Annotated in this window: 16 protein-coding genes; 10 read left to right on the forward strand and 6 right to left on the reverse strand. The window is 72.3% G+C overall.

From position 1 onward, the window contains the following. Positions 1-27: 27 nt before the first annotated feature. The gene (locus F9278_RS32700) at positions 28-357 is read right to left on the reverse strand and encodes an SH3 domain-containing protein (protein WP_152171513.1); all 330 of its coding nucleotides are present in this window, start codon (positions 355-357) and stop codon (positions 28-30) included. Between the two features lie 209 nt (positions 358-566). Here F9278_RS32700 and F9278_RS32705 point away from each other — a divergent pair, with 209 nt between their 5' ends. From F9278_RS32705 to F9278_RS32720, 4 genes are read left to right on the forward strand one after another with little or no spacing between them, the layout of a single operon-like run. Continuing rightward, the gene (locus F9278_RS32705) at positions 567-1,538 is read left to right on the forward strand and encodes an ABC transporter ATP-binding protein (RefSeq protein ID WP_152171514.1); all 972 of its coding nucleotides are present in this window, start codon (positions 567-569) and stop codon (positions 1,536-1,538) included. Next, on the forward strand, positions 1,535-2,275 hold the full coding sequence (locus tag F9278_RS32710; RefSeq protein WP_152171515.1) for an ABC transporter permease: 741 nt from the start codon (positions 1,535-1,537) through the stop codon (positions 2,273-2,275). The genes F9278_RS32705 and F9278_RS32710 overlap by 4 nt, the downstream gene beginning before the upstream one ends. Next, a complete protein-coding gene (locus F9278_RS32715; RefSeq protein ID WP_152171516.1) occupies positions 2,272-3,483 on the forward strand; it encodes a sensor histidine kinase in 1,212 nt (403 codons plus the stop codon). The genes F9278_RS32710 and F9278_RS32715 overlap by 4 nt, the downstream gene beginning before the upstream one ends. Further along, complete coding sequence (locus tag F9278_RS32720) at positions 3,480-4,094, forward strand: response regulator transcription factor (protein ID WP_152171517.1); 615 nt, start codon at positions 3,480-3,482, stop codon at positions 4,092-4,094. Before F9278_RS32715 ends, F9278_RS32720 begins: the two co-directional genes overlap by 4 nt. Before the next feature lie 146 nt (positions 4,095-4,240). Here F9278_RS32720 and F9278_RS32725 read toward each other — a convergent pair whose 3' ends face one another. Both F9278_RS32725 and F9278_RS32730 read right to left on the reverse strand, forming a co-directional pair. Further along, entirely contained in the window at positions 4,241-5,113 is an 873-nt protein-coding gene (locus tag F9278_RS32725) for a transglutaminase-like domain-containing protein (RefSeq protein ID WP_152171518.1), read from the reverse strand. After that, a complete protein-coding gene (locus tag F9278_RS32730) occupies positions 5,110-6,150 on the reverse strand; it encodes a GNAT family N-acetyltransferase (protein ID WP_152171519.1) in 1,041 nt (346 codons plus the stop codon). The genes F9278_RS32725 and F9278_RS32730 overlap by 4 nt, the downstream gene beginning before the upstream one ends. A gap of 140 nt (positions 6,151-6,290) precedes the next feature. On the opposite strand from F9278_RS32730, the gene fdxA reads away from it, so the two are divergent. Then, positions 6,291-6,608: a ferredoxin gene (fdxA, locus tag F9278_RS32735; protein ID WP_086754973.1), complete on the forward strand. Its 318-nt coding sequence runs from the start codon at positions 6,291-6,293 to the stop codon at positions 6,606-6,608. 147 nt (positions 6,609-6,755) lie between these two features. Then, the gene (locus tag F9278_RS32740; RefSeq protein ID WP_152171520.1) at positions 6,756-7,856 is read left to right on the forward strand and encodes a bifunctional succinyldiaminopimelate transaminase/glutamate-prephenate aminotransferase; all 1,101 of its coding nucleotides are present in this window, start codon (positions 6,756-6,758) and stop codon (positions 7,854-7,856) included. Between the two features lie 72 nt (positions 7,857-7,928). Here the strand turns inward: F9278_RS32740 and F9278_RS32745 are convergent, their stop codons facing one another. Both F9278_RS32745 and F9278_RS32750 read right to left on the reverse strand, forming a co-directional pair. After that, complete coding sequence (locus tag F9278_RS32745) at positions 7,929-8,342, reverse strand: ATP-binding protein (RefSeq protein WP_152171521.1); 414 nt, start codon at positions 8,340-8,342, stop codon at positions 7,929-7,931. Between the two features lie 338 nt (positions 8,343-8,680). Beyond that, positions 8,681-9,610 (reverse strand): heavy metal transporter, encoded by a 930-nt coding sequence (locus tag F9278_RS32750; protein WP_226967060.1) that lies wholly within the window; start codon positions 9,608-9,610, stop codon positions 8,681-8,683. 187 nt (positions 9,611-9,797) lie between these two features. On the opposite strand from F9278_RS32750, the gene dapE reads away from it, so the two are divergent. Both dapE and F9278_RS32760 read left to right on the forward strand, forming a co-directional pair. After that, positions 9,798-10,877: a succinyl-diaminopimelate desuccinylase gene (gene dapE, locus F9278_RS32755; protein ID WP_152171523.1), complete on the forward strand. Its 1,080-nt coding sequence runs from the start codon at positions 9,798-9,800 to the stop codon at positions 10,875-10,877. A 114-nt stretch (positions 10,878-10,991) separates the two neighbouring features. Continuing rightward, positions 10,992-11,750: an LOG family protein gene (locus tag F9278_RS32760; protein ID WP_152171524.1), complete on the forward strand. Its 759-nt coding sequence runs from the start codon at positions 10,992-10,994 to the stop codon at positions 11,748-11,750. Between the two features lie 49 nt (positions 11,751-11,799). On the opposite strand, the gene folP is transcribed toward F9278_RS32760, so the two are convergent. Next, positions 11,800-12,660: a dihydropteroate synthase gene (folP, locus tag F9278_RS32765; RefSeq protein WP_152171525.1), complete on the reverse strand. Its 861-nt coding sequence runs from the start codon at positions 12,658-12,660 to the stop codon at positions 11,800-11,802. A gap of 119 nt (positions 12,661-12,779) precedes the next feature. Here folP and F9278_RS32770 point away from each other — a divergent pair, with 119 nt between their 5' ends. Both F9278_RS32770 and F9278_RS32775 read left to right on the forward strand, forming a co-directional pair. Further along, a complete protein-coding gene (locus F9278_RS32770) occupies positions 12,780-13,130 on the forward strand; it encodes a DivIVA domain-containing protein (RefSeq protein ID WP_152171526.1) in 351 nt (116 codons plus the stop codon). Then, entirely contained in the window at positions 13,127-13,717 is a 591-nt protein-coding gene (locus F9278_RS32775) for a DNA-3-methyladenine glycosylase I (RefSeq protein WP_152171527.1), read from the forward strand. Before F9278_RS32770 ends, F9278_RS32775 begins: the two co-directional genes overlap by 4 nt. The last annotated feature ends 13 nt before the right edge of the window (positions 13,718-13,730 follow it).

The following is a 13,730-nucleotide window of genomic DNA, read 5'->3' on the forward strand; positions in this document are numbered from 1 at the left end:
GGACGGGCCTTCGTCGATTTCAACCGGTCACGGACGCGTGACGCAGTACAGGGCGACGTAGCCCCTGATTCCCTGGTAGTCGATAGCGATCCAGAAGTATCCGTTGGTGTGGCCGCAAGCGGTGTACGTCCCTCCTTCTGTGGAGGCGCCGCATTCAGCGCCCGCGTCCTTGGGGAAGAGCCCGAGAGAGGTCGCGCTGGTCGACTTCGACTGCCGGATTCGCACACTTTCCTTGGCGTGGCAGTTGATTGCCTGGACCGAGACTGTGCCTGACGATGCTGCCTGAGCTGGGGCGGCGAAGGTCAGGCCTGCCATGACGACTGCGGCGGTAGCGGCGCTGGCGAGGAGTTTGCGCATGATGGTTACACCCCCTTGAGACGGTTGAGCCCGGCGGTCGGACCGGGCAGTGATCAAGGTATCTATTTTGGCGTGCCCCTGCCATGCACTTCTTCCGTGTGGCCAGATACCGCAGTGGGGTGATCCGGGCGCGACATGACTTCTGTCATGCGGCAATTTGGACGTCCGACACTGCCGCCCGCACCCCCCTCCCGCCGACGATGGTCCCCATGACGACGACCACGACGACCACCACGACGACGGCCACCGGGCCCGCGGTGGTGGGGTTCGACAACGTGACGAAGGCGTACGGGGACGTGCGGGCCGTGGACGGTCTCACGCTCGCCCTGTACCCGGGGGAGACGGTGGCCCTGCTGGGCCCGAACGGGGCCGGCAAGTCCACCACCCTGGACCTGCTGCTCGGCCTCAAGAACGCCGACAGCGGCACCATCGACCTGTTCGGCACCGGCCCGCGCGAGGCGATCGTCGCCGGACGCGTGGGCGCCATGCTGCAGAGCGGCGGCCTGATGGACGAGGTCACGGTCGCCGAGCTGGTGCGGCTCGCCTGCGACCTGCACCCGAGGCCGTACCCGGTCTCCGACGTCCTCGCCCGCGCGGGCGTCACCCGGATCGCCGACCACAAGGTCCACAAGCTCTCCGGCGGCCAGGCCCAGCGGGTCCGCTTCGCCCTCGCCACGGCCGGCGACAGCGATCTGATCGTGCTGGACGAGCCCACCACCGGCATGGACGTCACCGCCCGCCAGGCCTTCTGGGCCACCATGCGCGAACAGGCCGACCAGGGTCGTACCGTCCTGTTCGCCACCCACTACCTCGAAGAGGCCGACGCCATCGCCGACCGCGTCCTCGTGCTGCACCGGGGCCGGCTGCTGGCCGACGGCACCGCGGCCGAGATCAAGGCCAGGGCGGGCGCCCGCAGGATCTCCTTCGACCTGCCCGACGGCCCGGTCGACGAGGCCCGGCTGCGCGGCCTGCCCTTCCTGGCCACCCTCACGCTGTCCCACAGCGGCTCCGCCGCGGGGTCCGGCCGTACCGTCCGCATCCAGTCCACCGACGCCGACGCGACCGTCCACGCCCTGTACGGCCTCGGCGTCTACCCCCGCAACCTCGAAGTCACCGGCCTCGGCCTGGAGCAGGCCTTCGTCGCGATCACCGCCGCCGAGGAGGCGAAGCAGCAGTCATGAACAGCCTCATCAAGCTGGAACTCACCCGCGCCCTGCGCAACCGCAAGTCCATGTTCTTCTCGGTGCTCTACCCGTCGCTGCTGTTCCTGCTGATCGCGGGCAGCGCGAGCGACACGGAGAAACTCGGCGACACCGGCCTGACCCTTCCGACCTACATGATGGTCTCCATGGCCTCCTTCGGCGCCCTCACGGCCGTCCTGATGGGCAACAGCGAACGCATCGCCAAGGAACGCGAGGGCGGCTGGGTACGGCAGCTGCGGCTGACGACACTGCCCGGACGCGGCTACGTCCTCGCCAAGACCGCGAGCGCCGCCGTGGTCAGCCTGCCGTCCATCGTGATCGTCTTCGTGGTGGCGGCCGTGGTGAAGGACGTACGCCTGGACGCCTGGCAGTGGCTCGCCCTCACCGGCGCGATCTGGGCCGGCAGCCTGGTCTTCGCCGCGCTCGGTGTCGCCATCGGCTACCTCGCCACCGGCGACGCGGTCCGCCCGATCACGATGATCGTCTACTTCGGCCTGTCGATGCTCGGCGGTCTGTGGATGCCGACGACGACGTTCCCCGAGTGGCTGCAGGACATCGCGAAATGGGTGCCCACGCACGCGTACGCGGCCCTGGGCCAGGCCATCGAACAGAGCCAGGCCCCGCACACCGAGGACCTCGTCATCCTCGCCGTCTCCTTCGTCCTGTTCGCGGGCGGCGCGGCCTGGCTCTACCGGAAGGACACGCTGAAGGCGTGAGCGGCGTCGGCATCGGGCAGCGCCCGCAGAACCGCAGGCAGAGGGCGATCAAGTTCCTCTGGACCGGGATCTGGCTCGCCTATCTGAGCGCCCCCGTCAGCGATCTGCTGCACGGGGGCCACAGCGACGGTGTCGTCGTCCTCGGCTGGATCGGCCTGGTGGCCTTCGTCGCCTGGTACTTCGCGCTGATCTTCCGCACCGGCCGCCGCGACACCACCCGCCTGGTGCTCGGCGCGCTCGCCGTCCTCGCCGCCCAGTCCTCGATCCTCGCCCTCAGCCTCGGCCGCGAGTGGCTCGTCCTCTTCGTCTACGTGTCGGTCGCGTCCGGCGCGGCCCTCCCGCTACGGCTCGCCCGCCTCACGATCCCGGCGGTCTCGGCCCTGCTCACCGCCATCGCCCTCGCCGTCCCGGGCGGCGGGGCCTATCTCGCCTCCCTGCTCCTCCCGGCCCTCCTCGGCGGCTTCTCCATGACCGGCGTCCGCGAACTCATCCGCACCACACGGGAACTGCGCGAGGCCAGGGCCACGGTCGCCCAGCTCGCCGCCAACGAGGAGCGCCTCCGCCTCGCCCGTGATCTGCACGACATCCTCGGCCACTCCCTCTCCCTGATCACCCTCAAGAGCGAGCTGGCGGGCCGGATGCTCCCCGGCCACCCCGAGAAGGCCGCCCAGCAGGTCGCCGACATCGAACAGGTCAGCCGCCAGGCCCTGGTCGACGTCCGTGAGGCCGTCACCGGCTACCGCCGCCCCCGCCTCGGCGCGGAACTCGCGGGCGCCCGCGACGCGTTGACGGCGGCCGGCATCACCGCCGAACTCCCCACCGACCCCGGCCCCGCCCTCGCCGACGCCCCCGAGGACAGCGAGTCCGCCCTCGCCTGGGCGCTGCGCGAGTCCGTCACCAACGTCGTACGGCACAGCGGCGCCCGCCGCTGCACGGTGGACCTCGTCCGCCGCCAGACCCTCGACGGCCCGATGCTCGAACTGACCGTGGACGACGACGGAAGGGGAGTTCCCGGCGGTCCGGCCGCCGGCGGCGACAGCCCCGGCAGCGGTCTCGCGGGCCTCACCGAGCGGCTGGCGAAGGTGGGCGGCGCCCTGGAGGCCGGTCCTCTGGAGACGGGCCCCCAGGGCGCCGCCCACCACGGCTTCCGTCTCGTCGCCAGGGCCCCCGCCACGCCCCGGGACCCGGACGTAGGATCCGGCGCATGACCCGCACGATCAAGGTCCTGCTCGCCGAGGACCAGTCGATGGTCCGCGAGGCCCTGGCCGCGCTGCTCGGCCTGGAGCCCGACATCGAGGTCGTGGCCCAGGCGGCCCGCGGCGACGAGGTCCTCGCCGCCGCCCGCGCCCACGACATCGACGTCGCCCTCCTCGACATCGAGATGCCGGGCGCGACCGGCATCGAGGCGGCGGCCCAGCTCCACAAGGCGCTCCCGGCGGTGAAACTGGTCGTCCTCACCACCTTCGGCCGCCCCGGCTACCTCCGCGGCGCCATGGAGGCCGGCGCCGACGCCTTCCTGGTCAAGGACGCCCCCGCCGCGCAACTCGCGGACGCCGTACGGCGGGTGCTGGCGGGCGAGCGGGTCATCGACCCCACGCTCGCGGCGGCGGCCCTGGCCGAGGGAGCGAACCCCCTGACCGACCGCGAACGCGAGGTCCTCCGCGCGGCGGCCGACGGCTCCACCAACGCCGAACTCGCCAAGTCCCTCCACCTCTCCCAGGGCACGGTCCGCAACTACCTGTCGACGGCGATCCAGAAACTGGCGGTCCGCAACAGAACGGAGGCGGTCAGCACGGCAAGGGAGAAGGGCTGGTTGTAGGGGCGGACGGTGGTGCGTGAGGGCGGACGGCTGTACTGGTGACCGAGTCCAGGTGCAGCAGAGTCAGGGGCGCGGGGAACCGCGCGACCAGCCACGACGAACCCGCACCCGCCAACGCACCACACTCCCAAGGCGAACAGGCGCCCTCAGTTCAACAGAGCCCGAGCCGCCCCCGCCTGCCGCCGCACCTTCTCCGCCGCCCCCGCGTCCACCCCACCCACCACCTCCGCGTACTCCTCCAACGCGACGGCCCCCCGCACATACTCCCCCCGCTGCACCAGCAACCGCGCCCACTCGTACCGCAACCGCGCAGGATGCGACGGCATCGCCAACGACAACTCCAGCGCCCACAACGCGACATCCGTCCGCTCCGGCCGCGCCGCCGCCCACGCCCGCACGTTGTTGAGGACGCGCACCACCACGTCCAGCGGATCGGCGGGGTTCAGCATCCCGGGCTCCAGCGGAGCCCCCGTCGCCCCCGCGACCAGCAACTCCGCGTCGCTCCCGGTCAGCACCCGCCCCCCGTCGAACGGATCGGCGAGCACCTGCTCCTCGGGCGGCCCGAACCCCACCACGAAGTGCCCCGGCAGCGCGACCCCGTACACGGGCGCCCCCGCCCGCCGGGCCACCTCCATCCACACCACCGACAGCAGGATCGGCAACCCCCGCCGCCGTGCGAGCACCTGGTGCAGCAGCGAGGACTCCAGCCGCTGGTAGTCCCCGGCGGAACCCCGGAACCCGCACCGCTCCCCGAGCAGTTCGGCCGCCGCGACGGCCCACGCGCGCGGGGCGCCGGGCCGGTACGGCATCAGCCCGGCGAGCCGGTCGAGTTCGATCCCGGCGGCGTCGAGGCCCGCGTCGTCCAGCGCGCCGTCGCCCGCCGCTCCCACCAGCAGACACAGCTCGGCCAGATCGGGCCGCTCGGCCCGTGCCTCCTCCGCGAACCGCCGCCGCACCTCGTCGGCCCGCTCCGCCCCGGGCGGACGCGGCCCCGGCCCGGCCGCGTGCTGCCCGCTCACGACGATCCGGCCGACCGGGAGCCGCCACCGGAACCCTCGACCACGCTCCCGGGCTCCCGATAGTGGTGGTACGAGTGATGCGCCGCGAACCCCATCCCCCCGTACAGGGCCCGCGCCCCCACGTTGTCCTCCTCCACCTGCAGCCAGCCGGCCGAGGCCCCCTCGTCCAGGGCCCGCCGGGCCAGCGCCGTCATCACGGTCGAGGCGAGCCCCTGCCGCCGCCGGGCCGGGTCGACCTCCACGGCCGAGAAGCCGGCCCACCGCCCGTCCACGACACACCGCCCGATGGCGGCGGGCCCTTCGCCCGCCGCGCCCGGCACGGTCGCGAACCACACCGAGGGCCCGCTCCCGAGCACCTTCAGGGCGACCTCGCCGAGCCCCTTGCGCTGATAGCGGCCGAGCCATGCCTCGTCCGCCGTCCGGGTCAGCTCCACCCCGGCCGCCTCCCGGTCCGCGAGCGGCGCGAGCGCCCCGATCCACAGCTCGGCCGTGACCTCACGGACCCAGCCGCGGTCCGCGACCTCGGCGCACAGCAGCTCCTGCGTGCCCTCGGCGCCCGTGGCGAGCTGGAGGAACGCGGGCAGCCCCCGGGCCGCGTACCAGCCGCGTACGGCCGTCAGCGCCTCGTCCAGCGGCAGGCCGGGGTCCCCGAGGGGCAGCACCGAGTTGGCGCGCCGGGTGAATCCGGCGGCGGCCCGCAGCTCCCACTCGCCGAGCCGCTCCCGCTCGACCGGCCGCCAGGCCCGCGCGGCGACATGCGCGAGTTCCGCGTACGAGGCGGCGGGACCGCGGCGCCGGGCGGGGGCGGCGGGCACGGTCTTCCCCGCCACCAGCGACGACTCCTCGATCCGTACCCGCTCCCCGTTCCGACGGGTGATCAGCAGGACACCGTCGTCCCATGATGTGAGAACACCAACCGTGTCGGTGAATTTCCCACCCCCGCCGGCGTCGTCGACGACGCGCCGCACGGAGACGCGTTTGCCCACGTCAGCGGCGGAGACACGGATCTCGAGACGTCCACCGGCAGAGATTTCCACAGGTCCGTCCACCCCTCCTGTTCGGATCATGCCCAGGAACGGAGATACTAGGTGCGGGCATCGACGACGCCGCGCTCCCGCGCGCCAGGCGGCGGAGCCTGAGGAGGCCCGCCGGCGCCCTATCGAGGAGGAACGACAGCGTGACCTACGTCATCGCGCAGCCTTGTGTCGACGTCAAGGACAAGGCGTGCATCGAGGAGTGCCCGGTCGACTGCATCTACGAGGGTCAGCGGTCCCTCTACATCCACCCGGATGAATGCGTCGACTGCGGTGCCTGCGAGCCGGTGTGCCCGGTCGAGGCGATCTTCTACGAGGACGACACCCCGGAGGAGTGGAAGGACTACTACAAGGCGAACGTCGAGTTCTTCGACGAGCTCGGCTCGCCCGGTGGTGCCAGCAAGCTCGGTCTGATCGAGCGTGACCACCCCTTCGTCGCCGGACTGCCGCCGCAGGCCTGAGAGCGACGCCGCGGGCCCGGGGCACGGCCCCTTCGCGGCCCGCATCCGCGCCGCCTCGGTCCCGTACGGCCCGATCACCATGATCGCCGTACGGGACCGGGGCGTTCGCCGTACGAGCGGTACGTACGAGAAAGTGAGCCAGATCCCGTGTCCGCAGTCAGCGACCGCCTTCCCACCTTCCCCTGGGACAAGCTGGAGCCGTACAAGGCGACGGCCGCCGCGCACCCCGGTGGCATCGTCGACCTCTCCGTCGGCACCCCGGTCGACCCGGTGCCCGACCTGATCCAGAAAGCGCTGGTGGCCGCGGCGGACTCGCCGGGCTATCCGACCGTCTGGGGCACCGTCGAGCAGCGCGACGCGATCACGGGCTGGCTGGAGCGCCGCCTCGGCGCCCGCGACGTCACCCACCACCACGTGCTGCCGATCGTCGGCTCCAAGGAACTCGTCGCCTGGCTCCCGACGCAGCTGGGCCTCGGCCCCGGCGACCGGGTCGCGTACCCGCGCCTGGCCTACCCGACCTACGAGGTCGGCGCCCGGCTCGCCCGCGCCGAGTACGAGGTCTACGACGACCCGACGGCCCTGGACCCGGCCGGCCTCAAGCTCCTCTGGCTGAACTCGCCGTCCAACCCCACGGGCAAGGTCCTCGCCAAGTCCGAGCTGACCCGGATCGTCGCCTGGGCCCGTGAGCACGGCGTGCTGCTCTTCTCCGACGAGTGCTATCTGGAGCTGGGCTGGGACGCCGACCCGGTCTCGGTCCTCCACCCTGACGTGAACGGCGGCTCGTACGAGGGCATCGTGGCCGTCCACTCCCTCTCCAAGCGCTCCAACCTGGCGGGCTACCGCGCGGCCTTCCTCGCGGGCGACCCGGCCGTCCTCGGCCCGCTCCTGCAGATCCGCAAGCACGGCGGCATGATGACCTCGGGGCCCACCCAGGCGGCGGTGGTCGCTGCCCTCGGGGACGACGCCCACGTCCAGGAGCAGCGCGCCCGTTACGCGGCCCGCCGCCGGGCCCTGCGCGAGGCGCTGGAGGCGCACGGCTTCCGCATCGAGCACAGCGAGGCGAGCCTCTACCTGTGGGCCACCCGGGGCGAGTCCTGCTGGACGACCGTCGCCCACCTCGCCAACCTGGGCATCCTCGTGGCCCCCGGCGACTTCTACGGCACGGCGGGCGACCACCACGTCCGCGTCGCCTTCACGGCGACGGACGAGCGGGTGGCGGCGGCGGTGGACCGCCTGGCCGGGGCGTAGCCGCGCACGCATGCCGAAGGGGCCCGGGTTCTCCCCGGGCCCCTTCGGCATGCGTGCGCGGCTGGATCAGGCTCAGCCGAGCGGGCTCTGGGCCGGCAGCTGACCGGTGGGCAGTCCGCCCTTGGTCGCCGTCTTGGTCGTGTCACCCAGAACCGTGCCGGCGGAACCGGCGGTCTCCCCGGCGGCCTTCTGCGCGACGGGCGTCGTCGTCTTGACGGCCTTCCCACCGGTCTTGCTCACGGCCGGCAGGGTCTGCTTGGCGGCCTTGCTTCCGGTGTCGCTCGCGACCCCGGTGACGTTCTGCGTCGCGCCGTCCACGGTGTTTCCGGCGTTCGCCCCGTCCACGGCGGACAGGCCGCTCAGGTTCGGGGCGGCCGGGAGTTCGGGCGCCGCGCTCGCGGAGCCGGCCGCACCGACCACGGAGGCCGCTCCCGCTGCGGTCAGCAGCGCGGCACGGGCGATCCGGCGGGTCAGGGGGAGGGACATGGTGCTCCTTAGACGGACTAGACGAAGAGGACGGTGAAGTGTCCGCCCGTGCCCGGGAGTTGAACCGCTCGTCGGAGTAGATCGTTCCGGGCTCGGACGCAGTGACTACCGCTCGAAGTCCGCGAAGGTTGCGGCGGCCCGACGTAAAGAGTTGGCAATGCGTCGCATCATCAAATGGGGATTCAGTCGGACAAACGCCGCCCGGTCCGACAGTCTGCGGAATCCTTACGGCCCTGTGCTCCCAAGGGATTCCGGCAGACGGGGGTGAGCGGGTGAGAACCCGCGCACCCCGTCCACTCGACGCGCCGCGCATACCCCGCACGGGTGAGCCGCGCGGCCTACTGTCCAGTGACGATTCGGACCTCGGCCGTGGAGGCCGGCACTCCCTCGGCCTTCCGCCATGCCCCGGCCCGGCCCTCGGCGACCCACTCCCGGCCCGCGTACGTGACGCGCTCGACGCCCAGCCGGGAGGAGTTGGCCACGGCCCAGTGCGCCAGCTCCCAGCCGCGCTGCCGGACCTGGCTCGCGTCCCCGGCGTCCTTGAGGGGAACGGTGACCGTGCCGGCGACGGGGGAGACGCTCGGAGTCGGCGTCGGGCTCGCCTGCGCGGAGGCGCCGTCCTCGGCGCTCACCACCGCCCCGGCCGCCTCGAACGCGTCGTCCCCGAAGTCCCGCGCGAGCGCGCCGCGCACGGCGTCCGGGCCGCCCGTGTAGGCGGTGCCGGTGCCGGTCGTGTCCCGGCGCCCCTCGCATGTCAGCGTGGCCGCCGACCGGCCGGTCAGCGCGGCGGCGAGCAGCGTGGCGTCGGGCTCGTGCTTGGCGTACGCCTCCGGGTAGCCGCTGCGCTGCACCCGCTGGGCGGCCACCGTCAGCGGCAGCTGCTCGTAGTCGGCGACCTTCACGAGATGCTCGTAGAACTCGCCCGCCGAGTACACCGGGTCCTGGATCTGCTGCTCGGTGCCCCAGCCCTGCGAGGGCCGCTGCTGGAAGAGGCCGAGGGAATCCCGGTCGCCGTGCGCGATGTTGCGCAGGCCCGACTCCTGGAGCGCGGTCGCCAGCGCGATCGTCACGGCCCGCTCGGGCAGTTCGCGCGAGGTGCCGACCGCCGAGATCGTCGCCGCGTTCGCCGCCTGCTCGGGCGTGAACTCGTACGTCGTCCCGTCGTCCGTCCCGGACACGACCACGCACCGCGGTGTGCCGTTCCCCCCGGTCAGATACTGCACGGTGAGATACGCCCCGATCGCGGCGAGCACGACGAAGGCCGCCATGAACTGCAGCACACGACGGCCGCGACGGCGAGGGCGGGGACCTGGGGGGAAGGGGTACGGCTCTGGCACGCGGTCCAAGGTACTGGAGAGTAATGGCCCACGTGCAGGACTTGTGAACACAGAGGCGGGAGACATCCGATCCACTCGCCGGGCGGCCTCGCCCCGGCGGCGCGTTAGGGTCGGGGACATGGCCGAGACCCCCATTGACCTCACGCTGGACGCCGCACGGCTGACCGCGCAGCTCGTCGACTTCCCCTCCGAGAGCGGCACCGAGAAGCCCCTCGCGGACGCGATCGAGACCGCCCTGCGCGCCCTGCCGCACCTCACGGTCGACCGGTACGGCAACAACATCGTCGCCCGCACCGACCTCGGCCGTGCCGAGCGCGTGATCCTGGCCGGCCACATCGACACCGTCCCCATCGCGGACAACGTCCCCTCCCGCCTCGACGAGGACGGCGTCCTGTGGGGCTGCGGCACCTGCGACATGAAGTCCGGCGTCGCGGTCCAGCTGCGCATCGCGGCCACCGTCCCGGCCCCCAACCGCGATCTGACGTTCGTCTTCTACGACAACGAGGAGGTCGCCGCCGACCTCAACGGCCTCAAGCATGTCTCCGAGGCCCATCCCGAGTGGCTGGAGGGCGACTTCGCGGTCCTCCTGGAGCCCACGGACGGCGAGGTCGAGGGCGGCTGCCAGGGCACCCTGCGGATGCTGCTGAGGACGAAGGGCGAGCGCGCCCACTCCGCCCGCGGCTGGATGGGCTCCAACGCCATCCACACGGCCGCCCCGATCCTGGCGAGGCTGGCGGCCTACGAGCCCCGCCACCCGGTGATCGACGGCCTGGAGTACCGCGAGGGCCTGAACGCGGTCGGCATCTCGGGCGGCGTCGCCGGCAACGTCATCCCGGACGCGTGCGTGGTGTCGGTCAACTTCCGCTACGCGCCCGACCGCACGGAGGACGAGGCCATCGCGCACGTCCTGGAGGTCTTCGCCGACTGCGGGGTCGAGGAGTTCACCATCGACGACCACAGCCCCGGCGCGCTGCCCGGCCTCTCCCACCCGGCGGCCCTGGCCTTCACCGAGGCCGTCGGCGGCACCGCCCGGCCCAAGTACGGCTGGACGGACGTCTCCCGCTTCAGCGCCCTCGGCGTCCCGGCCGTCAACTACGGCCCCGGCAACCCCCATTTGGCGCACCGGCGCGACGAACGGGTGGAGACGGCGAAGATCCTGACGGGCGAGGAACGCCTGAGGTCCTGGCTGATGTCATGAGCCGTCCCGGGCGGCGGATCGCGACGGATCGCGGCGGACACGCTCAGGTCCCCCGTCCGTAACCCGTATGGATCTACGCTGAGGTGAACCACCAGCACGGCGGAGGGAGCGGACATGGCGACCGGCAACCCCGAGGGCAAGAAGCAGCCACCGGAGGAGCAGCGGCTCGGACCGGTGCTGCGCAGACGCGGCCAGGTCCAGGCGAGCACCACGGACCAGCGGCTGCTGGACGCGGGCGGCCCCTCGGACTGGGTCCACACCGATCCCTGGCGGGTGCTGCGCATCCAGTCGGAGTTCATCGAGGGCTTCGGCACGCTCGCCGAACTGCCGCCCGCGATCAGCGTCTTCGGCTCCGCGCGCACCCCGGCCGACTCACCCGAGTACGAGGCGGGCGTCCGGCTCGGCCGCGGCCTGGTGGAGGCCGGCTTCGCCGTCATCACCGGCGGCGGCCCCGGGGCGATGGAGGCGGCCAACAAGGGCGCCCTGGAGGCGGGCGGCACCTCCGTCGGCCTCGGCATCGAGCTGCCCTTCGAACAGGGCCTCAACCCGTACGTCGACATCGGCCTCAACTTCCGCTACTTCTTCGTCCGGAAGATGATGTTCGTCAAGTACGCACAAGGGTTCGTGGTCCTGCCCGGCGGCCTAGGCACCCTCGACGAACTCTTCGAAGCCCTCACCCTCGTCCAGACCCAGAAGGTCACCCGCTTCCCCATCGTCCTCTTCGGCGAGTCCTACTGGAGCGGCCTGGTCGACTGGCTCACCCACACCCTCATCGCCCAGGGCAAGGCCTCGGAGAAGGACCTCTCCCTGTTCCACGTCACGGACGACGTGGACGAGGCGGTGGCCCTGGTGTCGAAGGAGGCGGGCAGGTAGTCCTCGGCTTCTCCCCGCGCCCCGTCAGGGGCGCGGGGGCGAGAAAGACCTAGGCGAGCCCCCGCCGCGCGACGGCGGGCCCCCGCCACCCCGCGATCGCCCCCACCATCTCCACCACCTGCCGAGTCTCCGCCACCTCATGCACCCGATACACCTGAGCCCCCAACCACACGGAGACCGCGGTCGTGGCCAACGTCCCCACCACCCGCTCCTTCACAGGCCGATCCAACGTCTCCCCCACGAAGTCCTTGTTGGACAACGACACCAACACCGGCCACCCGGTGGCGACCATCTCCCCCAACCGCCGAGTCGCCTCCAGACTGTGCCGCGTGTTCTTCCCGAAGTCGTGCCCCGGATCGATCATCACCGACTCCCGGGGCACCCCCAGCGAGACCGCCCGCTCGGCCAGCCCCACGGTCACCCGGAGAATGTCGGCCATCACATCGTCGTACTCGACCCGATGCGGCCGGGTCCGCGGCTCCGCCCCACCCGCGTGCGTACACACCAGCCCCACCCGATACCGCGCCGCCACCTCCGCGAGCCGCGGATCGACCCCGCCCCACGCGTCGTTGAGCACATCCGCCCCGGCCTCGCACACGGCCTCCCCGACCTCGTGCCGCCAGGTGTCGACGCTGATCACCACCTCGGGGAACCGCCGCCGCACCTCCGCGACGAACCCCACGGTCCGCCGCACCTCCTCCGCCGCGGTGACCTCCTCACCGGGCCCGGCCTTCACCCCGCCGATGTCGATGATGGCCGCGCCGTCCGCGACCGCCCGCTCCACGCGCGCGAGCGCCGGCTCGTCCCGGAAGGTGGCCCCCTGGTCGTAGAAGGAGTCCGGCGTCCGGTTCACGATCGCCATGATCACCGGCTCGTGCGGGCCGAATTCCCGCTTGCCCAGCCTGAGCATCCGCTGTGACCTCTCCCAGTACGTTCCATGGATCGGCGGCCTTGCCCGACCGCCTGCGACCTTAACTGTCAGACTCGCATGGCACGATCGGAGCCGAACACAGTCGAGGGGACCCAGCGATGTTCATGTTCTTGTTCCTGGTCGTCGCGCTCGCCGTCGTGGTCGCCGCGGTGACGCTGGCCGTCGTCGGCGGCGGCGACAACGCGGTGCTGCCGGAGGCCGAGGGCGAGCGGCTCCAGGATCCGCTGCCGGCGGACCGCCCGGTCAACCGCGCGGACGTCGAGGCGCTCCGCTTCCCGCTCGCCGTCCGCGGCTACCGCATGGTGGACGTGGACGACGCCCTCGGCCGCCTCAGCGCCGAGATCGCCGAGCGGGACGCCCGGATCGCCGACCTGGAGTCCGCGCTCGCGGGCGCCCGGGTGCCGCACGCGATCTCGCTGGACAAGCCGGAGGAGGGCGACCACCGATGAGCGACGGCACCGCCCTGGCCGGCGCCGACGGAGGCCTGCGCTGCCCATGGGCGCTGTCCACCGAGGACTACGTGGCGTACCACGACGAGGAGTGGGGCCGCCCGGTGCACGGCGACGACGCCCTGTACGAGCGGCTCTGCCTGGAGGCCTTCCAGTCCGGTCTCTCCTGGATCACCATCCTGCGCCGCCGCGAGGGCTTCCGCTCCGCCTTCGCCGACTTCAAGATCGCCTCGGTCGCGGTCTTCACGGAGGCCGACCAGGAGCGCCTGCTCGGCGACCCCGGGATCATCCGCAACCGCGCCAAGATCGAGGCGACGATCGCCAACGCCCGCGAGCTGACCACCTGGGCCCCGGGCGAACTGGACGAACTGATCTGGTCCCACGCCCCGGACCCGACGACCCGCCCGGCCCCCACCACGCTCACGGACGTCCCGGCGGTCACCCCCGAGTCCACCGCCCTGTCCAAGTCCCTCAAGAAGCGAGGCATCCGCTTCGTCGGCCCGACCACGGCGTACGCCCTGATGCAGGCGTGCGGCCTGGTGAACGACCACTTGGAGACATGCGTGGCGAGAAGCGCGCCCGTTTAGGAGGCTCCGGCCG

The sequence above is a fragment of the Streptomyces phaeolivaceus genome (assembly GCF_009184865.1).
Taxonomy (GTDB): domain Bacteria; phylum Actinomycetota; class Actinomycetes; order Streptomycetales; family Streptomycetaceae; genus Streptomyces; species Streptomyces phaeolivaceus.